The sequence below is a fragment of the Streptomyces sp. NPDC058045 genome, assembly GCF_042885635.1.
Classification (GTDB): Bacteria; Actinomycetota; Actinomycetes; order Streptomycetales; family Streptomycetaceae; genus Streptomyces.
Window position 1 is genome coordinate 17,087 of record NZ_JBHVRR010000046.1, and the last position, 20,866, is coordinate 37,952.

Sequence of the window (20,866 nt, forward strand, 5' to 3'; positions counted from 1 at the left end):
GGGGACGGTGGATGCGGGGTGGTGCCGGGAGGCGGTCAAGTGCCGTTCTCCGGCGGGGTGTTGGGCGGTGTCAGAGGTCGCCGCCGCGCAGTGAGCGGCGCTGGACCAGGACCGCGGCGACGATGATGGCGCCCTTCGCGATCTGCTGGACCGCGGTCTCCAGGTTGTTCAGGGCGAAGATGTTGGTGATGGTGGTGAAGACCAGCACACCGAGGACGGAGCCGACGATGGTGCCGCGTCCGCCGCTGAGCAGGGTGCCGCCGATGATCGCCGCGGCGATGGCGTCCAGCTCGTAGAGGTTGCCGTTGGTGTTCTGGCCCGAGCCTGCCAGCACGATCAGCATGAACGCGGCGATTCCGCAGCACAGGCCGGACAGCAGATACAGGTAGAGGCGCTGGCGGCGGACGTCGATACCGGCGAGCCGGGCCGCTTCGGCGTTGCCGCCGACGGCGACGGTGCGGCGGCCGAAGGTGGTGCGGTTGAGCACCAGCCAGCCGATGACGGTGACCGCGGCGAACACCAGGACAAGCGGCGGCACACCGAGGACGTAGGCGTCGCGGACACCGAGGTGGAGCACCGAGTCGACGGTCACCATCTGGGTGCTGCCGCCGGTGATCTTCAGGGCGAGGCCGCGGGCGGAGGCGAGCATGGCGAGGGTGGCGATGAACGGCACCATCCGGCCGTAGGCGATCAGCACACCGTTCACCAGACCGCAGCCGAGGCCCACGGCCACCGCGGTGAACAGGATGCCGGCGAAGCCGAACTCCTGGGTGGCCACGGTCGTCGCCCACACCGAGGCGAGCGCCACCATCGCACCCACCGACAGATCGATCCCGCCGCTGGTGATCACGAAGGTCATACCGACGGTGACGACACCGATCACGGACGCCTGGGTGAGGACGAGTTGCAGATTGCTGGTGGCCAGGAACTCGTCCGGCGCGGTGACCCCGCCGACCACGACGAGCACCGCGAGGACACCGAGCAGGGACAGGCTGCGCACATCCCACCGCAGACCACGCGATCGGCCTGAACTCTCCTTGTACGCGGGGGACTTCGGGGACGTCGGCGCGTCCTCCTGCGCCCCGGTGGCCGGCTGTGTCATGGCGTCGTGCTCCCTTCCATCACAAGATCGAGTACCCGGTGCTCGTCCAGCTCCCGGGCGTCCGCGGTGTGTACGACCCGGCCCTCGCGGAGTACCAGCACCCGGTCGGCGAGCCCCAGGACCTCGGGCACCTCGCTGGACACCAGCAGTACGGCCAGGCCCTCGTCGGCCAGCCGGCGGATGACCGCGTACAGCTCCGCGCGGGCGCCGATGTCGACGCCGCGGGTCGGCTCGTCCAGCAGCAGCACCTTGCAGCCGCGCAGCAGCCAGCGGGCGAGCACCGCCTTCTGCTGGTTGCCGCCGGACAGTGTCCTGATCGCGGCGTCGGGATTGTCCGGCCGCAGGGACAGCTCCCGGACGGCGCGGTGGGCGGCGGTGCGTTCGGCGCGCCGGTCGAGCCACCCCACGCGGGCGAACCGGGACAGGCTGGAAATCGACACATTACTGCTGACCGACTCCAGCATCAGCAGTCCCTGCGCCTTGCGTTCCTCTGGCGCCAGACCGATCCCGGCGCGGACGGCGGCGCGGACACTGCCCGCCGGCAGCGCGGTGCCCTCCACCAGGACCCGGCCGCCGTCGGCCTTGCGCGCCCCGTAGATCGTCTCCAGGATCTCGCTGCGCCCGGAGCCGACGAGCCCGGCGAGGCCGACGATCTCGCCGGGCCGCAGCTCCAGATCGACGGGCGCGAACTCCTCGCGCCGGGTGAGCCCTTCGACCGTCAGCACCGGCCGCCGGTCGTCGGCGAACCCGGCTTGAGGGCGGTCGGGGAAGACGTACTCGACATTGCGGCCGGTCATCAGGGCGACCAGGTCGCTGGTGGGGGTCGACTCGGCGGGCAGGCCCCCGGCGACGGCCCGGCCGTCCTTGAGGACCGTGACCCGGGCGCCGATGCGGCGGATCTCCTCCAGGCGGTGGGAGATGTAGACGACGGCGACACCCTCGGCGGTCAGATCGCCCACGATCCGGAAGAGGTTGTCGACCTCGTCGGGGTCGAGCGCCGCCGAGGGCTCGTCCATCACGATCAGCCGCACCTCGTGGGAGAGGGCGCGGGCCATCGACACGATCTGCCGCTGCGCCGCGGACAGTTCGGCGACGAGTTGCAGCGGATCGATCTCCGGGTGCCCGAGCCGCTTCAGCAGGTCCGCGGTCGACGTACGGGCGGTGTGGCCACGGACCACGAATCCGGCGGAGGTGGGTTCATGGCCGAGGTAGACGTTCTCCGCGACGGACAGCCCCTCGATCAGGTCGAGTTCCTGGTAGATGGTGGCGATGCCGAGCCGCATGGCGGCGACCGGAGATCCCAGGGTCACCGTCGAGCCCTGCCAGGTGATCTCACCGCTGTCGGGCTGGTGCGCCCCGGCCAGCACCTTGATCAGGGTGGACTTGCCGGCGCCGTTCTGCCCGAGGAGGCAGTGGACCTCACCGGCCCGGACGTCGAGGTCCACACCGTCCAGGGCGCGGACTCCGGGGAACGACTTGGTGATGCCGGACATGGTGAGCAGGGGTGGTTGTGGTGCCATCGGTGAGTCCCCTCAGTGGATGCGGGCCATGAGCGGGCAGGGCTGGACGGAGGGTGCGGGCATGGCGGGGCGCTGCTTCGGAGTAGGGGCGTACGGCTCGGGCGTCGTCCTGCGGCAGGACCTGGTGGTGGAGCGTCGTGGTGCGGCGGAGCGCGGCGGTGGGGCACCGTCTTGCGTCAGGGCACGGCGGACGTGGCGGACCCCGCCCGGTAGGTGTCCGGGGGCCGGCCACCGGGGCACGGTGCCGGGGTGCGGCGGTGCTCCGGGTGGTGCGGTGGCGCTCGTGGGGGTCCGTGGGCGGTGGGGGCCCGGTGGGTGGGCGGTGGGCGCCCGGTGGGGTCAGGCTGGGGAGAAGACGTGGTCGCTGATGAGCCGGGTCGCGCCGATGGTTCCGGCGGCGGGTCCCAACTCACCCAGTACGATCGGCAGGTTGCCCGTGGCGAGCGGCAGCGACTGCCGGTAGACCTGGGTCCGGACGCTGGCCAGCAGGGTGTGCCCGAGGCCGGTCACACCGCCGCCGATCACCACCAGACCCGGATTGAAGAAACTGACGAGTCCGGCGATGACCTGGCCCAGACGCCGGCCGCCCTCCCGGATCAACTCCAGGGCCACGGTGTCACCGGCCGCCGCGGCGGCCGACACATCCGCGGCGGTCAGGTGCCCGGTGCTCTCCAGCCGGGCGGCGAGCTCCGCGGACTGGCCCGCGTGGGCGGCCTCCTCCGCGTCCCGGGCCAGTGCGGCACCGCTGAAGTGTGCTTCCAGGCAGCCCCGGTTGCCGCAGGCGCAGGCGCGGCCGGACGGTTCCACCTGGATATGGCCGATGTCGCCGGCGCTGCCGGTGGCGCCGCGGTAGACCTCGCCGCCGACGACGATCCCGCAGCCGATACCGGTCCCGATCTTGATGCAGAGGAAGTCGCCCACGGAACGTGCGACGCCCGCGTGCTGCTCCCCCACCGCCATCAGGTTCACATCGTTGTCGACCATGACCGGGCAGCCCAGTTCCTGGCTGAGCGCCTCCCGTACCGGGAAGCCGTCCCAGCCGGGCATGATGGGCGGCGCGACCGGCACACCCTCCGGGAAGCGGACCGGGCCGGGGACGCCGATCCCGGCGCCGTCGAAGCCCTCCGCGACTCCGGAGGCCTTCAGCTTGGCGGCCATCGACAGCACCTGCTCGAAGACCGCCACCGGTCCTTCCCGGACGTCCATGGGATGGTTCAGATGCCCTAGGACCTCCAACTCCGCGTTCATGACGGCGACATCGATCGAGGTGGCACCTACGTCGACCCCGAGGAAGCGCAGGGTCGGCGCGAGCCGGATGTTGTGCGAACGGCGGCCGCCGCGCGAGGGCGCGAGGCCGTCCCCGACGACCAGCCCGGTGGCCAGCAACCGGTCCACCTCGACGGCCAGCTTGGAACGGGACAGGTCCAGCAGATCACCGAGCTGGGCACGGGAGTTGGGCCCGCTGTCACGCAGCAGCCGGAGCATACGCGCCTGATGCGCGTTCTCAGGTCGAGCAGTCATCCGTCTCACGAACCCCTCCCCTCCCCCTGCCGGGGACCCGGGCGCCTGCCGCCATCGGCCAAGTCGTCAGGCTTTCGAGGGAAGTTAGCAGAAACCGACCGACCCAGGAAGAACTTACGCACGACCCGGGTCAACTTCTTCTCGCCGTAGGACAAAGTCAGGGAGGGCCGCACAGCGCTGTGCCCCGTCGACCTTGTGGGCGACGGGGCACAGCGGATCGCGGGCCGGCGGTGTCAGCCGCTACAGCAGGCGTGCCGGGCTTCCTCCACGTACGCGCGGCCGTGCCACCAGAAGTGCTTGTTGGCCGGATGGTCGGGGACGGCGGACAGGACGGTGTTGCGCTCGGGTGCCGCCGAACCGGCCCTGGCCGCACGGGAGTAGGGCTCCATCAGGGAGGCGGTGGTGTGCGGGACGCCGGACACCAGGACCTGTTCCGCCCGGGCCGCGTCCTTGATGTCCGCGAGGGGGTCGCCGTCGATGACGGCGAGGTCGGCGTACATCCCGGGTTCGATCCTGCCGAGGTCCTCGCCCAGGGTCTTCCCGGCCAGGCTGGTCGCGGTCACCAGGGCCTCGTACGGGGTGAAGCCGTAGCGGACCATGGCGCGCAGGTTCATGTGCAGGCTGACCGCGGCGTGGTCGATGGGGGCGTCGGTGCCGAGGATGACGCGTCCGCCGCGGCGGAAGATGTGCAGGGCCTGCTGGACCTGCGCCTCCAGGTTCTCGCGGCGTGCCCGCTGGTCGGTGCCCTTCGCGGTGTCGGCGCTGGCCTGGAGAGCGGCCATCCGCCAGGGCGGGTTGAGGGTGCGCACCCGGTCGTCCTCGATGAGGGACATGTCCTCCCGGAAGAGGCTGGTGGAGTTGAAGAGGGTCGGGGTCCTGGCCATGTCGGACGCCACGAAGAGGTCCAGCACATCGCTGTACCCGGTGCCGAGCGGGGTGACGGTGCGCGAGTACCCGAAGCGGTTGGTGGCGCCGGTGTGCTCCATCGCGTCGGCGCCGAAGGCCATCGCCGGGTAGTGGTAGTGCGAGGTGACCGGGATGCCGTTGTCGTGGGCGAAGGCGGTGACCTTCTTGTGCCACATCACGGGGAGCCGGACGTAGCACTTCATCAGGTCGTAGTCGAGCTTCTCGGCGCGTTCGAGTTCGAGTCCGAGCTGTGCGTCGCTGTAGGTGGGGCGCATGAAGTTGTAGTAGATCCGCGGGCCGTCGACGGCCTCGCCGGTGGCGAAGTACCGCGGTCCGATCCGGGCACCGGATCGGGTGGCCTCGCGTTCCTCGACCATGTGGTAGGCCGGGCTGCCCGGGGACCTGGTGGTGGTCACCCCGAGCGAGAGCCAGAGCCGGCCCTGCCGGTCGCCGTAGGAGTAGCCCTGCATCTCGCGGTGGTGGTGCATGTCGATCAGGCCCGGCATCACCAACCGGTCCCCGGCGTCGATGAGTTGACCCGCCCGCCCGGCGCGGTGCGGTTCGACCGCGGTGATCCGGTGACCCTCCACGATGATGTCCACATCGCGTCTGACCTCGTTGCGCACCCCGTCCCACATCCGGCCCGCGTGGACCACGGTGCGGGCCGGGGGTTTGACGTTGGTCCAGGTGAGCGGCACGGGTACGGTGCTCGGCGGGCCGCCCTTCGCGGAGACCAGGCGCAGCCGGCCGTTGCTGAGGTACAGCAGGTTCCGGGAGTCCCCGCTCCAGCTCGGGGCGTCGGTGACCTCGTCGGTGATCTGGCGGGGCTTGCCGTGGGGTGTGCCGTCCTTGCCGACGTTCACGGTGTACAGGACGCTGGCGACGGCGAAGGCCATCTGCTTCCCGTCGGGCGACCAGACGGGCCCGTCGTCCCCCCGGGTCTGGAGGGAGCGGCCGGGCACCGCCTCCACATATCTGCCCTTCCCGGTGGCCCGGTCGACGAGCAGGATCTCGCTGAGGCCCTCACGGAACCGGGCCGAGTACGGCTTGACCGCGGCCAGTGCGATGGTCTCCCCGTCCGGCGACCAGGTGGGGCGGCCGGGCTCGAAGGTGGCGGTGAAGACCTGCCGTACGTCACCGCTCGCCACGTCGACCGTCCAGACCGCGCCGTCCTGGTCGAGGAAGGCGATCTCCGCTCCGCTGGGCGACCAGGCCGGGGACACCGCCGCCCGGACACCGAGGTTGGTGAGCTGGCGGTCCTTGCCGGAGGCGAGGTCCCTGATCCAGATGTCGAGGGCGCCGCCCCGGTCGGTGGAGTAGGCCAGCCTGGTGCCGTCCGGTGACCAGGCCGGATCGCACTTCCACCAGTGGTCCCTGGTCAGCGGCTTGGGCGCGTGCCCGATCCTCATCACATAGATGTCGTTGAGCGCCCGGAAGGCGACCTGCTCACCGTCCGGGGACAGCACCGGGCTGCCGATACCGCGTACCTGCTGCGGCCGGGTCGACTCGAAGTCGATCCGCTTCTTCTTGTACTCGGGTGTCCTGGTGGTGACCGCGGCGGAGAAACCGATGGTCTTGGTGCCGCTGCCGCCGCCGAGCGTGCGCACATGGATCTCGCCGTTCGCGGTGTAGAGGAAGCGCTCGCGCCCCATCCAGGACACCCGGAACGGGAAGGTCTCCTCGTCGTCCACGAGCGGAGTGTCGCCCCGCATCAGGTCGCACCGGCCGTCATGGGTGAGGTGGTGGACCACCTCGGTGCCGTCCGGGGTCCACTCCGGCTGGTGGATCACCTGGTCCTGCGGCACGGTGAGACGGGTGCTGCGGCGGCCGGTCCTACGGTCCACCACGTCGATCCGGGTGTTCGCCACCACGAACGCCACCTGGTTCCCGTCCGGCGACCAGGCCGGCTCGTACTCCTCCCCCGGACCGTCAACGAGCGTACTGCTGCGGCCACTTGAGACGTCGTACTCATGGATCGCGTAGCGGCCCGTCTCATCGCCGGAGTAGAGGATGGTGCGCCCGTCCGGGGACCAGCGGGGCTCGCGGTGGTCGTAGGGGCCCTGGGTCAACTGCCGCAGGGCGCTGCCGTCGGGGCGTACCGTCCAGAGGTTGAAGACGCCGTCACGGTAGGACTGGAACACCAACCGGCTGCTGTCCGGGGCCCAGTCGGGCTGCGCGATGTCGAACAGGTCACTGGTCAGGCGCCGCGCCTGACCGCCGGACGCGGGCATCACCCACAGGACCCCCAGCAGGTCCAGGGCGATCCACCGCCCGTCCGGGGAGACCCGCGCCCCGAAGGTGGTGCCCGTGCCGAGCCTCAACTCGCCCTTGCTGCCGGTCCGGGGAGCCGCGACGGCCGCCCCTCCACCGGCGAGCGAGGTCATCACCGCGGCGGCTCCGGCACCCGCCAGAAATCCGCGGCGGGAGAACCCCGACGGCGCCACGCCTCCGCCGTCCGCTTCCGAACTCTCAGGTGACTTCTTCGAATCTGCTTGCTCCACAGCACATCCCCTCCGGCCACACGCAGGAGACCCGCCACTGGACGGGCCTGCTGGGTAGTTGCGCCCGGCGGCCGGAAGGTTTACCGCGGAGGGTGCCGAACCGGACGGAGCGTCAAATGCCCTGGCCGAGTGGGCAGTTGATCACCGGCGGCGAAGGCGGGACCGCCGACCTGCCCCCACCCCCGCCTTCCTCCGAGCCGCGATTCCACCCACGGTAGGCGGGACCGCCCACGGCATCTCACGTTCCTCATCTCCCGTACGTCTTCAGGGCAGAGAGCGTCGAAGGAGAAGGAAGGGATCCGGTATGAGCGGCGGAGGGTGATGTGCTGAGTACCGGACGCCCGCGCCGGCAGGGCGTCTCACATAAGTGTCACGTTCAACGTCTTCCCTGGGATGAACATGAAGCAGCCGTTCGAGCAGGTGGTCACGGAGCACGGTGCGACGGTGCTGCGGGTCTGCCGCGTCCTGCTCGGCACACATGACGCCGACGACGCCTGGTCCGAGACCTTCCTGGCCGCGATGCGCGCCTACCCCGGACTCCCCGAGACGGCGAATGTCGAGGCGTGGCTGGTGACCGTCGCCCGCCGCAAGGCGATCGACGTCCTGCGGGCGGCCAAGCGGCTGCCGCTCCCGGTGGACGAACTTCCCGAGGCGCCCACGGACCTCGGCGTCCCGGAGGCGGTCGATCTCGATGTGTGGACGGAGGTCGGCCGGCTGCCGGACAAGCAGCGCCAGGTCATCGCCTACCGGTACCTCGCGGGCCTGTCCTACGCCGAGATCGCGCAGTTGCTGGGCGGCACCGCGGAGGCGGCCCGCCGGGCGTCCGCCGACGCACTCGGCAACCTCAGAAAGCACCATCCTGGCGCACTGCCGAAAGGAGCTTCCTCATGAGCGCCAACCGATCCGAAGCCGTCGCCCAGTCCCCATCGGCGCCCGTCGACGGCGAGACCCTGGCCCGACTGCACCGCGGCCTCGAAGAGCGGGCCGAGGCGGCCGGCCTGATCGACGTCGCCTACACCACCGTCGACTCCCCCGTGGGACAACTGCTGCTGGCCTCGACCGCCCACGGCCTGCTGCGCGTCGCCTTCGCCAACGAGGACCACGACCGCGTACTGGAACACCTCGCCGCCAGGGTGAGCCCGCGCGTTCTGCGGATGCCCGGACGGCTCGACGAGGCGGCGCGCGAGCTGGACGAGTACTTCGGCGGGCACCGGAAGGCGTTCGACCTGCCGCTCGACCTGTCCCTGTCCCGCGGTTTCCGCCGGCTGGTGCAGCAGCATCTCCCGGACATCGGATACGGGCAGACGCGCAGCTACCGGCAGGTCGCCGAACTGGTCGGCAATCCGAAGGCCGTCCGCGCCGTCGGCACCGCCTGCGCCACCAACCCCCTCCCGCTCGTCGTCCCCTGCCACCGGGTCCTGCGCACCGACGGCACCCTGGGCGGCTACATCGGAGGCCTCGACGCCAAGACCACCCTGCTCACCCTGGAGGCGGCCGCTTGAAGTCCGCGCGGTCAGAGGTCTGTTGACACACTGGCCAGGACGGCTCGCGCCTCGGCCACCGCTTCCACCCAGGTCTGCTCGCCGTAGTCGACCACGGTGTCGGCGCCCGACTCCCTGAGCAGGTTTCGAGCCGCGGCCCCCCTGCAACGGCTCCACCCTGCAACTTGAACCATGGTTGAACTCAAATCGCCTGGTCGGTTTGCCTGCCCGATGACCCCAACGGGCTTGCCGTGAAGGGGCGTTGGTCAGGCAGAGGTGGTGGGGACGAGGGTGGTGAGGCGGTCCGCGGGGAGGGCGGGGGCGTGGTGGCCACGTACTCCGGTGGTCGCGGGGGCGGTGAGGAGTGAGCTGAGGATGGCCTCTTCGGTGGCCTCGGCGGTGGCGCGGAAGAAGAGGTCCATCAGGGGCCCGTTCTCCGCCAGTGCCGTGGCGTTGCGGACCGGTGCGTCGGGGGTGTGCGGTACGCGGTGGGTGGTGGACCAGGCGAGGGCGTACTCGCCGCTGCCGTGCTGGATGATGCCGCCGGTGCGGGCCAGGCCGACGGTGGCGCGTCCGGCGATGCGGCGGAGTTGGCGGGCGTCGGCGGGGGCGTCGGTGCCGATGAGGACGACGCAGGAGCCGGCGCCGCGTGCGAACTCGGCCTGTTCGGCGGCGTGTTGAGGGGTGAGGTGGCGGCCGACGGGGGTGCCGAGGACGGTCAGGTCGGCGGCCAGGCCGAAGTTGGCGAGGACGAGCACACCGAGGGTGAAGCGGGTGCCACCGCCGGCGTCGACGATGCGGGAGCTGGTCCCGATGCCCGCCTTCCAGCCGAAGGCCACCATGCCGGTACCGGCCCCCACGGCGCCCTCGGGGACCGGGCCCGCGTCGGCGGCGGCCAGGGCGTCGAGGATGTGCTGCGGGCGGACATGGAGGCCGCGGATGTCGTTGAGCCAGCCGTCGTTGCACTCGAAGACGGCCGGGTTGACGGTGCCGGTGGACACACCGATCTCCGAGTGCCCGTCCAGCGAGTGCCGTACCAGGCCCTCCACGGCGGCGCCCACCGCGAGGGTGTTGGTGAGCGCCAACGGCGTTTCCAGTACGCCGAGTTCGGTGATCTGGCTGGGTCCGGCGGCCTTGCCGAAGCCGTTGACGACATCGAGGCCCGCGGTCGGTTTGCGGCGGAAGAGGGAGCCGGGTGCGGGGACGACGACGGTGACCCCGGTGCGTACCGGCTCCGGGGTGTCGTGGTGCAGGGTGAGGTGGCCGACGCGGACACCGGGGACGTCGGTGAGGGCGTTCAGCGGCCCGGTGGGCAGTACGCCGGGGGCCAGTCCCAGGTCACGGGGGCGGTGTGCGCGGGTCACTGTGCGGTACGTCCCTTCCCCGCGCCGGTCTCGCGGAACGGGCCGCGGTCGATGACCGGTTGGCGGGTGGCCGCCGCTTCGGTGCTGACGGACGACAGTGCACAGGCGGCCGGGAGCCCCTGTCAAGGTGCCGGTCCCCAGCCGCCGTGAACCGGCCCGAGCGGTTCACCCACCGATGCCGTCCCGCCCGGAGAGGGCCTCCAGGACGAGGACGGTGAGGTCGTCGGTGAGGGGTGAGGGGTCGAAGTCGTAGGCGGCGCTGCGTACCCGTTCGGCGACCGCCGCGGCGCCCAGGCCTGTGCAGTCCCGCAGGAGTGCGGCGAGGCCGTCGTTATCGTCCAACTGCCGGTCGCCGTTGCGGCGTTCGGTGACACCGTCGGTCACACAGAGCAGGGTCTCGCCGGGTGCGAGTTCGAAGCACTCGGCGCGGAAGCGGGCCTTCGGGTCGATGCCCAGCAGGAGCCGGGGCTCGCCGCGGGGGGTGACCGAGCCGTCCGCGCCGAGGTGCAGCGGCAGCGGGTGGCCCGCGCTGGCCAGGGTGCAGCGGACGGTGCCGGCGGCCCGGTCCGGTTCCAACTCCCCGTAGAGCAGGCTCAGGAAGCGTTGTTCCGTCTGGTCGCCGCTGTAGGCCTGGGCTTCGGCGGTCTCCTCCGCGATGGCCTGGTTCAGCTTGCCGAGCAGCCGTTCCACCCCATGCCCTTCGCGGGCCAGCATCCGCACCAGGTGCCGGGCCATGCCGGTGGCGGACATGGCCTCCAGGTCGTGGCCGCTGACATCGCCGAGGAGGAAGGACCAGCGGCCGTTCCCGAGCGGGAACACATCGTAGAAGTCGCCGCCGACGGTCTGCCCCTCGCCGTAGGGCTCGTAGACGACGGCGGTGTCCACGCCGGGGATGTCGGCGAGGGCGGCGGGCAACTGGCTGCGCTGGAGGACCCGGCTGATGGCCGCCTCCCGGGTGTACTGGCGGGCGGTGACGACGGCCTGGGCGACGCGGCGGCCCACGTCCTCGGCGAGGCGGACCGCGGTGGCGGTGAGTCTCGGGCCGGCGGGGTGCCCGGGGGTGCCGGCCCGGCCCAGCAGCAGCACCCCGCAGCGCGTACCGGCGGCGATCAGCGGGACGGCCAGCGCGGAGCCGCCCCAGGAGGGATCCGGCTCGCCGTCGGAGTCACCCGCGTCCGCGGTCTCGCTCCCGTTCCCGGCCTCCGTACCGTTCCCGGGAATGTGCGGCCAGGGCCACGGGGCGGGAGCGGCGCCGGGGTGGGTGGCGGTGGGCCGGTCCTGTTCCAGGGCGCGGCGGAGGGCGTCGATGCGGCGTTCGTCGGTGTGCCAGACGCGGGAGAGCCGCATGGGGCCGCTGCCGGTGGTGAGCCACACCGCGCACCAGTCGGCGAGCCGCGGCACCAGGAGCTGTCCGGCGAGTGCGGCGACCATGTCCTCGTCGAGCTGTCCGGTGAGCAGTTCGCTGGCCTCCGCGAGGAAGGACGGGCCACCGGGTGCCGCCCACTCCCCGGCGGGGGCCGGCCCGCCCTCGGACTCGGCGCCGTCCCCGGCGGCGGTACGGGCTCGGACGGCGGCGGCCTCGGCGGCCGCTTCGGCGGCGGCGAGCGGGGTGTCCAGCCGGAACCACAGGCTCTGCTCGCCACCGCGGTGGGTCACGCCCCAGGCCTCGGACCGCGCCCGCACCTGCCGCAGGGCGTCACCGCCGAGGTCGGCCAGCAGCGCGGCGGCGTGGTCCGTACCGGCGGGTCTGCGGTCCACCACCTCGATCAGCACGGCCGCCTGCCGCACCAGGTCGGGGCCCGCTCGCGGCGAGGTGGCCAGCGCGGGCCCGGCGTTCACGGTGCAGATGACCTCGATCTCGGCGCCGGCGTACCGCACCGCGTAGGCGACCGCCTCCCCCGCCAGCAGTACGCCGTCCGCGATGATCCGGTCTCCGAGTGGGGGGAGCCCGGGTACGGACCGGATGCGTTCGGTGAGGGACGCCCGGATGAAGGAGCCGGCGGTGGCGGCGGCGGGCTCCTCGGCCGGCAGCCGCATCCGCGTGACGAGCTGCCGCAGGCGGGCGGGCGATAGGGGCACTGGTGCCTCCCCCGGTCCGGTGGGACGCCGTTCCCGGCGTCTGTTTCCACGTCGTCCATGTCTCCGTGCGGACGTCGCCTGTTTCGACGTCGTCTGTTTCGACGTCCGGGTCATGAATGTAGTCTAAATAGTACGTAATAAACGCTTTTGTTCTACCGAATGAGACGGGCGGCCATGGCATCTGAACCGGCTTCGTCCCCACCTGCCTCTCCACCCGCTTCCGAGGCTCCCCCGTCGCCGGACGTGAGCGGTGGTCCGCCCCGGGAACCGGCCGACGGGGAGTGGATCAGGGGGGCTGAACTGCGGCCGCTGCTGGCGGCGATGCGTTCGCTGCGCGACGGGGACTTCACCGTGCGTGCGGGCGGCGTCCCGCAGGACGGTGTGCTCGCGGAGATGGCGGGTGTCTTCGACCAGATCGTCGCCCGCAACGCACATCTGTCCGGCGAGCTCCAGCGGGTACGGCGCGAGGTGGTGCGGCAGGGGCACCTGGACGAGCGGCTCCAGACCAGCCCGGGGCAGGGCGGCTGGGCGACCGATGTGGACGCGGCGAACGCGCTGATCGAGGCCCTGGTGGTGCCGGTCGCCAACGCCACCCGGGTCCTGGACGCGGTCGCGGACGGCGACCTCACCCAGCGGGTGGAGCTGCACCACGGGACCCGCCAGCTCCACGGTGATCTACGGCGGCTGGGGCGCGGGGTGAACCGCATGGTCGACCAGTTGTCGCTGTTCACGGGGGAGGTGACGCGGGTGGCCCGGGAGGTCGGCACCGAAGGACGGCTCGGCGGGCGGGCCAAGCTCCAGGGCCTGGCCGGCGACTGGCGTTCGGTGACCGAGGCCGTCAACACCATGGCCTCCCGGCTGACGGCGCAGGTGCGCGACATCGCGGTGGTCACGACGGCGGTGGCGAGCGGCGATCTGACCCGGCAGGTGACCGTGGAGGCGACCGGTGAGCTGCTGGAGCTGAAGCTCACCGTGAACACCATGGTGGACCAGCTCCGGGCGTTCGCCGACGAGGTGACCAGGGTGGCCCGCGAGGTGGGCACCGAGGGGCAGTTGGGCGGACGGGCCCAGGTGCCGGGGGTGTCCGGGGTGTGGAAGGACCTCACCGACAACGTCAACTTCATGGCGTCCAACCTGACTTCACAGGTCCGCAACATCGCCCAGGTCACCACGGCGGTGGCCAACGGCGACCTCAGTCAGAAGATCACGGTGGACGCCCGCGGGGAGATCCTCCAGCTCAAGGACACCGTGAACACCATGGTGGACCAGCTCTCCGCGTTCGCCGACGAGGTGACCCGGGTGGCCCGCGAGGTCGGCACCGAGGGACGGCTCGGCGGACGCGCCCAGGTCCGCGGTGTCTCCGGGGTGTGGAAGGACCTCACCGACAACGTCAACTTCATGGCGGACAACCTGACTTCACAGGTACGGAACATCGCCCAGGTCGCCACCGCCGTCGCCCAGGGCGACCTGGGCAAGACGATCACCGTGGAGGCGAAGGGCGAGATCCTGGAGGTGAAGACCACCATCAACACCATGGTGGACCAGCTCTCCGCGTTCGCCGACGAGGTGACCAGGGTCGCCCGCGAGGTCGGCACCGAGGGCAACCTGGGCGGGCAGGCTCAGGTACGCGGGGTGTCCGGGGTGTGGAAGGACCTCACGGACAACGTCAACTTCATGGCGCTGAACCTGACTTCGCAGGTCCGCAACATCGCCCAGGTGACGACCGCGGTGGCCGACGGCGACCTCTCCAAGAAGATCACGGTGGACGCCCGGGGCGAGATCCTGGAGCTGAAGGACACCGTGAACACCATGGTGGAGCAGTTGCGGGCGTTCGCCGACGAGGTGACCAGGGTGGCCCGCGAGGTCGGCACCGAGGGACGGCTCGGCGGACGCGCCCAGGTCCGCGGTGTCTCCGGGGTGTGGAAGGACCTCACCGACAACGTCAACTTCATGGCGGACAACCTGACTTCACAGGTACGGAACATCGCCCAGGTCGCCACCGCCGTCGCCCAGGGCGACCTGTCGAAGAAGATCGACGTGGACGCCCGCGGGGAGATCCTGGAGCTGAAGACCACCATCAACACCATGGTCGACACCCTGTCCTCGTTCTCCTCCGAGGTGACCCGGGTGGCGCGCGAGGTGGGCAGCGAGGGCCAACTCGGCGGCCAGGCACGGGTGGAGGGCGTCTACGGCACCTGGAAGCGGCTCACCACCAGCGTCAACGAGCTCGCCCTCAATCTGACCACCCAGGTCCGCGCCATCGCCGAGGTGGCCAGTGCGGTCACCCAGGGCGATATGTCGCCGTCCATCTCCGTGGAGGCGCAGGGTGAGGTCGCGGAGCTGAAGAACAACATCAACCTGATGGTGGCCAACCTCCGCGAGACGACCCGCGCCAAGGACTGGCTGGAGTCCAACCTGACCCGGCTGGCCGCGCTGATGCAGGGCCACCGGGATCTGGTGGAGGTGGCCGATCTGACGCTGCGGGAGCTGACTCCGCTGGTCAACGCGCAGTTCGGGGCGTTCTTCCTGGCCGGCTCGGGCGACCGGCCGGACGAGGCCCTGGAGTTCATCGCGGGCTACGGCACCGACCAGGCCAACGGCAGCGGACCCGCCTCCCGTACCGGCATCTGGAAAGCGCCGGGGGCGGGGGCGGCGATCAAGGCCGGTGCCCCGGGACGCGGGCTGGTCGCGCAGGCCGCGCAGGAGAAGAAGCGCATCCTCATCACGGACGCGCCGCCGGACTACATCACCATCAACTCCGGTCTGGGCGCGGCGACTCCGGCCAGTGTCGTCATCCTGCCGGTGCTCTTCGAGGACGAGGTGATGGGGGTGATCGAGCTGGCCTCGCTCAGCCGGTTCAGCGAGATGCACCTCGCGTTCATCGACCAGTTCGTCAACACCATCGGGGTCTCCATCAACACCATCATCGCCAACTCCCGTACCGAGTCGCTGCTTTCCGAATCGCAGCGGCTCACCTCCGAGTTGAGGGAGCGGTCCGACGAACTCCAGTCCTCCAACGCCGAGTTGGAGGAGAAGGCGGCGCTGCTGGCGACGGCCTCGCAGTACAAGTCGGAGTTCCTGGCGAACATGTCGCACGAGTTGCGCACCCCGCTGAACTCGCTGCTGATCCTGGCGCGGCTGCTCGCGGACAACCCGGACGGCCATCTCTCCCCGCAGGAAGTGCAGTTCGCCACCACCATCCACCGCTCCGGCTCCGATCTCCTCCAACTCATCAGCGACATCCTCGACCTGTCGAAGATCGAGGCCGGCCGGATGGACGTCCACCCCGGGCCGCTGCCGCTGAACAAACTGCTGGAGTATGTGCACGCCACCTTCCATCCGCTCGCCGTGGACCGCGGGCTGGACTTCGAGATCGTCGTCGGCGAGGAGGTGCCGCGCGAGCTGTACTCGGACGAGCAGCGGGTGCAGCAGGTGCTGCGCAATCTGCTGTCCAACGCGCTGAAGTTCACCTCGGCCGGCGGGGTGCGGCTCCAGGTGGAGCAGGTGCCCGGCGAGGGCTTCGAGGAGGACACCCTGCGCAACGCGGAGGCCGTGATCGCCTTCGCTGTCTCGGACACCGGTATCGGCGTGGCACCGGAGAAACTCCCGCTGATCTTCGAGGCGTTCCAGCAGTCCGACGGCACCACCAACCGCAAGTACGGCGGGACCGGGCTGGGTCTGTCCATCAGCCGGGAGATCGCCGGAATGCTCGGTGGGCGGATCACGGCGGAGAGCGAGCTGGGCACGGGCTCCCGCTTCACCCTCTACATCCCGGCCCGCCACCCCGGCAGCGCCGAGACGGGCGTGTCGGGCGCCCCGGACCTGCGGGTGCCGGCCATCGCCACCCGCGGGGTGCCGCCGGCCGCTCTCGCCTCTCCCCCGCCGGAGCTGCCGCCACTCCCCGAGGACACCACCGTCCCCGAGGCACCGCCGGTACCGGAGGTGCCGCTCACCCCGGACATCCCGGCGGGTTACGAGCCCCCAACTCCCCAGGCTCGGGAGGCCAGTTGGCCGGAGACGACCCGGTTGAGCGATTGGCTCACCGGCCCCAGGGGCCGCGTCCTGGCCGGGCGGCATCTGCTGATCGTCGACGACGACATCCGCAACGTCTTCGCCCTCACCCATGTCCTGGGCCGCGTCGGCATCACCGTCAAGTACGCAGAGAACGGCCGGGAGGGACTGGAGGTGCTCCAGCGCTCCCCCGAGGTGTCCCTGGTGCTGATGGACATCATGATGCCGGAGATGGACGGGTACGAGATGATCCGCGCCATCCGCAGCACACCCCGCCTGGCCCGGCTGCCGATCATCGCCCTCACCGCCAAGGCGATGCCGGGCGACCGCGAGAAGGCGATCGACAGCGGCGCCTCCGAGTACGTGCCCAAACCGGTCGACGTCGATCAACTGCTCGCCGCCATCTGCGAACTCCTCGCGCCCCAGGGCGAGTCACAGCCCGGAGAGCCGGAGATCCGTGAGCCGGAAGCCGGTGAACCGGAAAGCGGCGAGGTGCCTCCGCGGCAGGGCGGCACCGGACCGCCCGCCGCCGATCCATCGGAGCCCCGGGAGCCGGGAGGCGCGTCATGACCAATCCCGCCCCCGAGACGGCCAGCATCCTCATCGTGGACGACATGGAGGACAACCTGATCGCGCTGGAAGCCGTACTCGGGCCGCTGCACCAGCGCCTGGTGCGGGCGCGTTCCGGGGAGCAGGCGCTCAAGGCGATGCTGCGGCAGGACTTCGCGGTGGTGCTGCTCGATGTGCTGATGCCCGGCATGGACGGCTTCGAGACCGCGGCCAACATCAAGCGCCTCGACCAGACCAGGGATGTGCCGGTCATCCTGCTGACCGGCAAGGAGGCCGGCTCCGACTGGTCGTATCGCGGCTACCAGATCGGGGTGGCGGACTTCCTCACCAAACCCATCGACCCCTGGGTACTGCGCACCAAGGTGAGCGTCTTCCTGGACCTGTACCGCAAGGGTCGCCAACTGTCCGCGCAGGCCGAGCAGTTGAAGCGGATACTGGTGTCGGACACCACGGCCGCGGCGGCGACCGGCGCCGTGCGGGAGCCCAGGGCCGAGGAGGCGGAGCGGTTGCCGCCGCCGATCGGCGAGGGACTGGCGCAGATCGCCGACCAGCTCACCCAGATCGAACTGCTGCTCCGCGACCGCCCCGGCACCGATCTCGCCGCCCTCGCCGACCGCATCACCGACCTGGAACGCATCGTCGCCACCCTCCGCGCCCCCCGCGAACCCTAGGGGCGGAGGGGGGACGCCCGGTGGGTGACTAGGCGGGGAGCGTCGCCTCGATCGCGGCCAGGACCGCCGCGTCGTCCGGCTCGGTCTGCGGTGCGAACCGGGCCACCACCGAACCGTCCGGGCCGATCAGGAACTTCTCGAAGTTCCACCGCACATCGCCGGTGTGCCCCTCGGCGTCCGCGTGCGGCACCAGGCGCCGATAGAGGTCGTGCCGGTCCGGGCCGTTGACCTCGGTCTTCTCGCTCATGGGGAAGGTGACACCGTAGGTGGCCGAGCAGAACTCGGCGATCTCCTCGGCGCTGCCGGGCTCCTGGCCCATGAACTGGTTGCAGGGAACGCCGAACACGGTGAACCCGCGGTCGGCGTACCGGGCGTGCAGCGTCTCCAGGGCGGCGTACTGCGGGGTGAGCCCGCAGCGGGAGGCCACATTGACGACCAGGACGGCCTTGCCCCGGTACTGCGCGAGATCCGCGGGGCCGCCCTGGAGGGCCCCGATTTCCACGTCGTAGATGCTCATGGGACCAGAGCCTATGCCCGGCGCGGATCAGGTCGGACGCGGGTGCCGGGCGGGCCGAGTGTGGACGGGTGACCAGGACAAGCACTTCCGCTCCGAACACCTCGGGCGTATCGACTGCACCGGATACAGGCGCCGCCCAGTATCTGCCCGGTGGGGTCGCCGCGACCCTGGGTGCCGCCCAGCCGATCATGGTGGCGTTCCTCGCGGTGGCGGTCCCGCGTGAGCGTCTCTCGGTGTGGCGGGTGGTGTGGGGGGTCGTCGGGGTGGCGGGGGTCGCGCTGGTGGTGCTCGGGCCGGACGCCGCGCTGGATCCGGTCGGGGTGCTGGCGGGGGTCGGCGGGGCGGCGTCCATGGGTACCGGGTGGTCCTCACCAAGCGGTGGGGCCGTCCCGAGGGTGTCTCCGCGGTGGGGCTCGCCGGGTGGCAACTCACCGCGGCCGGTGGCGTACTGCTCGTTCCGGCGCTGGCCGTCGACGGTGTCCCGGCGGGGATCGACGGCAGGGCGGTGGGCGGGTATCCGTGGCTCGGGCTGGTGGGGGCGCTGCTGACGTACACCGTCTGGTTCGCCGGAATCCGCCAACTGGCCGTCGCCCCGGCCGCGTTGCTCGGGCTGCTGTCACCGCTGGTCGCCGCTGCCCTGGGCGCCGTGATCGCCGGGGCGGACCTCGCCCCGGTTCAGCTCGCGGGATTCGTGCTCGCCCTCACGGCACTGGCCGCGGGGCAACTCGCCCCGGGCGTACGGCGGTTCGCCGCGCCCGGTGCGGCACCCGAGTCAGGGACAGGCCGGACTCAACTGGACTGCGGGGAGCGGTAGTTCACTGTCGCCACCACGGGGCGCGTACCGTCTGGTCCTGGGAGAAGGCGCAGTTGGCGCCGAAGACGGACTCGGCGCCGTGGATGTCCCAGCCGGTGGCGCCGCTGGACTCGCGGTGGAACTCGATGAGGCGGGTGCGCTCGGTGCCGTGACCGGTGTTCACGTCGCAGTCCAGCACATTGGCCCAGGAACGCCCGTCGAGGACGGCGGCGAGTGCGGCGAGCGGCAGCACCACCGCGGTCAGCAGCAGCGTCGCGTGCCGTGCGCCCGTGGCGAAGCGCTCCCGCCGGCCGCCCGGGGTCGCGTAGTAAGTGGCGACGATGCCGAGGCGCAGCAGATAGGCGACCAGCCAAGTGGCCAGCCCCCAGGCCCAGTTGTGCACGGTGGCGACGAGCAGGGCGAAGGCGAGGGTGGTGACCAGGCCGATCAGGGCCGCCTTCCACAGCGGGAGCCGCCGCTCGGGTTCGGCCGCGGCGTGCCGGGCGGCGAGCCAGGCGGAGACCGTCCGCGACACCAGGACCGCGAGGACCGAGGTGAGCAGCGGCTCGGTGAGGAGCATCCCGACCAGGATGCCGGGCCAGTTGGCGGCCTCCATGGTGAGCAGGGCTTCCCGGGCGTGGTCGCTGCCGCCGAGGGTCCACAGCACCTTGAGTGCGGGTACGCACAGGACCACGGCCAGCAGGACGGTGCGGGCGGGGCCGCCCTTGCTGTCGGAGGCGATGGCGCTGTCGAGGGAGTGATCCGTCATCCGGCCAGTTTCACCCGCCGGGCGCGTTCTGCCCCTGATTGGCTTGGGAGGGGGCCGTCCTGGCCGCGGAGGCGGCGGGACGGGGACGGCCTCCCGCAGGCTCTGACCGGGCGCCGGATCTGACCCGCTCGCCGTCCAACTCCCGTTCCTCACAAGGGCATTGCCGGTCCGAGCAGGGCCCCTGATGGTGGCTCAGCGTGAGCTGCCGTCCCCGTCCGTAGGATCTGCGGACGGGCACCAACGGGGCCGTTGACGTGTACCTGCAAACGATGCGAGTCTCGGGATTTCACGATGCGGGTAGGACGCGCGTCCCACGGGGAGCGTCCGCCGTCCCGCGTCGGACCAAGTATCCCCGGACCAGGGAGACGAACCCATGAAGACCCCCCACAGATTCCGCTCCACCCGCACCCGGCTCGGTGCCGCCGCCGTCGCCGTCGGCGCGACCCTCGTCCTCGCGGCCCCCGGCGTCGGCTACGCCGCGCAGAGCGCCCAGGCCGATGTCAGCGTCCAGGCGAAGCTGACGCACTCCCAGGCCACCGCCAAGTTCAAGGCCAACGGCATCACTTGGAGCTCCAGCGGGGGCTGCTCCAACCGCAACCGTTCCAACTGCACCTCCTTCGACAAGATCAACTCCAGCACCGTGAACGGTGTGATCACGCTCAAGAAGGCCAGCCGCTGCGCGATCCGCCTCACCGGCGGCACCGAGACCGGCCACGCCAGCGGCACCTACAGCCACTGGAACGGCTACAAGGTCGACATCGGCATGACCAGCTGTGTCACCAGCTACGTCAAGAAGCACTTCAGCTCGATCGGCGGCTCGAAGTGGAAGTCCGGTAGCGGGAACGTCTACTACTACGAGGGCAACCACTGGGACGTGACCTTCTACAACTGCGGTGGCTGCCTGGCCCCTTCGCGCACGGCCGGCTGACCCGCGCCCCCTCCGGGGGGTGAGTCCGGCCGCCGCATCCCCTCCCGTGGTGCGGCGGCCGGTGCCCGGCGAAACGGAGCCCGCCCCGCCGCCGATGTGCCCAAGTCCCGTGCCGGCAAATCCAGTTGCCCGC

The 20,866-nt window shown here is 71.2% G+C and carries 14 protein-coding genes; 6 read left to right on the forward strand and 8 right to left on the reverse strand.

What is annotated here, in order from left to right; translation table 11 throughout:
* Positions 1 to 70: 70 nt before the first annotated feature.
* From ACFVST_RS23425 to ACFVST_RS23440, 4 genes are all read right to left on the reverse strand, one after another.
* A complete protein-coding gene (locus ACFVST_RS23425; RefSeq protein WP_390155337.1) occupies positions 71 to 1,102 on the reverse strand; it encodes an ABC transporter permease in 1,032 nt (343 codons plus the stop codon).
* Positions 1,099 to 2,622: a sugar ABC transporter ATP-binding protein gene (locus tag ACFVST_RS23430; RefSeq protein ID WP_390155340.1), complete on the reverse strand. Its 1,524-nt coding sequence runs from the start codon at positions 2,620 to 2,622 to the stop codon at positions 1,099 to 1,101. Before ACFVST_RS23430 ends, ACFVST_RS23425 begins: the two co-directional genes overlap by 4 nt.
* A 339-nt stretch (positions 2,623 to 2,961) precedes the next feature.
* Complete coding sequence (locus ACFVST_RS23435) at positions 2,962 to 4,143, reverse strand: ROK family protein (protein WP_390155342.1); 1,182 nt, start codon at positions 4,141 to 4,143, stop codon at positions 2,962 to 2,964.
* Between the two features lie 233 nt (positions 4,144 to 4,376).
* Positions 4,377 to 7,493 (reverse strand): amidohydrolase family protein, encoded by a 3,117-nt coding sequence (locus tag ACFVST_RS23440; RefSeq protein WP_390155344.1) that lies wholly within the window; start codon positions 7,491 to 7,493, stop codon positions 4,377 to 4,379.
* 450 nt (positions 7,494 to 7,943) lie between these two features.
* Here ACFVST_RS23440 and ACFVST_RS23445 point away from each other — a divergent pair, with 450 nt between their 5' ends.
* Both ACFVST_RS23445 and ACFVST_RS23450 read left to right on the forward strand, forming a co-directional pair.
* Positions 7,944 to 8,441, forward strand: a complete 498-nt coding sequence (locus ACFVST_RS23445; RefSeq protein WP_390155346.1) for an RNA polymerase sigma factor — start codon at positions 7,944 to 7,946, stop codon at positions 8,439 to 8,441.
* Positions 8,438 to 9,052, forward strand: coding sequence for a methylated-DNA--[protein]-cysteine S-methyltransferase (locus ACFVST_RS23450; RefSeq protein ID WP_390155348.1), 615 nt, complete (start codon positions 8,438 to 8,440; stop codon positions 9,050 to 9,052). Before ACFVST_RS23445 ends, ACFVST_RS23450 begins: the two co-directional genes overlap by 4 nt.
* Positions 9,053 to 9,297: 245 nt before the next feature.
* Here the strand turns inward: ACFVST_RS23450 and ACFVST_RS23455 are convergent, their stop codons facing one another.
* Together ACFVST_RS23455 and ACFVST_RS23460 are read right to left on the reverse strand one after the other, a co-directional pair.
* Entirely contained in the window at positions 9,298 to 10,395 is a 1,098-nt protein-coding gene (locus ACFVST_RS23455) for a P1 family peptidase (RefSeq protein WP_390155349.1), read from the reverse strand.
* Positions 10,396 to 10,560: 165 nt separating this feature from the next.
* Positions 10,561 to 12,474, reverse strand: coding sequence for a PP2C family protein-serine/threonine phosphatase (locus tag ACFVST_RS23460; protein WP_390155351.1), 1,914 nt, complete (start codon positions 12,472 to 12,474; stop codon positions 10,561 to 10,563).
* A 321-nt stretch (positions 12,475 to 12,795) separates the two neighbouring features.
* Here ACFVST_RS23460 and ACFVST_RS23465 point away from each other — a divergent pair, with 321 nt between their 5' ends.
* Positions 12,796 to 17,055 (forward strand): HAMP domain-containing protein, encoded by a 4,260-nt coding sequence (locus ACFVST_RS23465; protein ID WP_390155369.1) that lies wholly within the window; start codon positions 12,796 to 12,798, stop codon positions 17,053 to 17,055.
* Positions 17,052 to 17,726 carry a two-component system response regulator gene (locus ACFVST_RS23470; RefSeq protein ID WP_390155352.1) on the forward strand — a complete coding sequence of 225 codons (675 nt, stop codon included), beginning with the start codon at positions 17,052 to 17,054 and terminating at the stop codon, positions 17,724 to 17,726. Before ACFVST_RS23465 ends, ACFVST_RS23470 begins: the two co-directional genes overlap by 4 nt.
* 28 nt (positions 17,727 to 17,754) lie before the next feature.
* Here the strand turns inward: ACFVST_RS23470 and ACFVST_RS23475 are convergent, their stop codons facing one another.
* A complete protein-coding gene (locus tag ACFVST_RS23475; RefSeq protein WP_390155353.1) occupies positions 17,755 to 18,243 on the reverse strand; it encodes a glutathione peroxidase in 489 nt (162 codons plus the stop codon).
* A gap of 361 nt (positions 18,244 to 18,604) precedes the next feature.
* Between ACFVST_RS23475 and ACFVST_RS23480 the strand changes: the two genes are divergently transcribed.
* Positions 18,605 to 19,057: an EamA family transporter gene (locus tag ACFVST_RS23480; RefSeq protein WP_390155355.1), complete on the forward strand. Its 453-nt coding sequence runs from the start codon at positions 18,605 to 18,607 to the stop codon at positions 19,055 to 19,057.
* Position 19,058: 1 nt separating this feature from the next.
* Here ACFVST_RS23480 and ACFVST_RS23485 read toward each other — a convergent pair whose 3' ends face one another.
* Positions 19,059 to 19,805 carry a hypothetical protein gene (locus tag ACFVST_RS23485; RefSeq protein ID WP_390155356.1) on the reverse strand — a complete coding sequence of 249 codons (747 nt, stop codon included), beginning with the start codon at positions 19,803 to 19,805 and terminating at the stop codon, positions 19,059 to 19,061.
* 373 nt (positions 19,806 to 20,178) lie between these two features.
* On the opposite strand from ACFVST_RS23485, the gene ACFVST_RS23490 reads away from it, so the two are divergent.
* A complete protein-coding gene (locus ACFVST_RS23490) occupies positions 20,179 to 20,733 on the forward strand; it encodes a hypothetical protein (RefSeq protein WP_390155358.1) in 555 nt (184 codons plus the stop codon).
* The last annotated feature ends 133 nt before the right edge of the window (positions 20,734 to 20,866 follow it).

What these genes read in the sequence shown, in the direction of transcription:
- ACFVST_RS23425 (WP_390155337.1), bottom strand. Translation starts at nt 1,102, where the DNA reads ATGACACAGCCGGCCACCGGGGCGCAGGAGGACGCGCCGACGTCCCCG.
- ACFVST_RS23430 (WP_390155340.1), bottom strand. Translation starts at nt 2,622, where the DNA reads ATGGCACCACAACCACCCCTGCTCACCATGTCCGGCATCACCAAGTCG.
- ACFVST_RS23435 (WP_390155342.1), bottom strand. Translation starts at nt 4,143, where the DNA reads ATGACTGCTCGACCTGAGAACGCGCATCAGGCGCGTATGCTCCGGCTG.
- ACFVST_RS23445 (WP_390155346.1), top strand. Translation starts at nt 7,944, where the DNA reads ATGAACATGAAGCAGCCGTTCGAGCAGGTGGTCACGGAGCACGGTGCG.
- ACFVST_RS23450 (WP_390155348.1), top strand. Translation starts at nt 8,438, where the DNA reads ATGAGCGCCAACCGATCCGAAGCCGTCGCCCAGTCCCCATCGGCGCCC.
- ACFVST_RS23465 (WP_390155369.1), top strand. Translation starts at nt 12,796, where the DNA reads ATGCGTTCGCTGCGCGACGGGGACTTCACCGTGCGTGCGGGCGGCGTC.
- ACFVST_RS23470 (WP_390155352.1), top strand. Translation starts at nt 17,052, where the DNA reads ATGACCAATCCCGCCCCCGAGACGGCCAGCATCCTCATCGTGGACGAC.
- ACFVST_RS23475 (WP_390155353.1), bottom strand. Translation starts at nt 18,243, where the DNA reads ATGAGCATCTACGACGTGGAAATCGGGGCCCTCCAGGGCGGCCCCGCG.
- ACFVST_RS23485 (WP_390155356.1), bottom strand. Translation starts at nt 19,805, where the DNA reads ATGACGGATCACTCCCTCGACAGCGCCATCGCCTCCGACAGCAAGGGC.
- ACFVST_RS23490 (WP_390155358.1), top strand. Translation starts at nt 20,179, where the DNA reads ATGAAGACCCCCCACAGATTCCGCTCCACCCGCACCCGGCTCGGTGCC.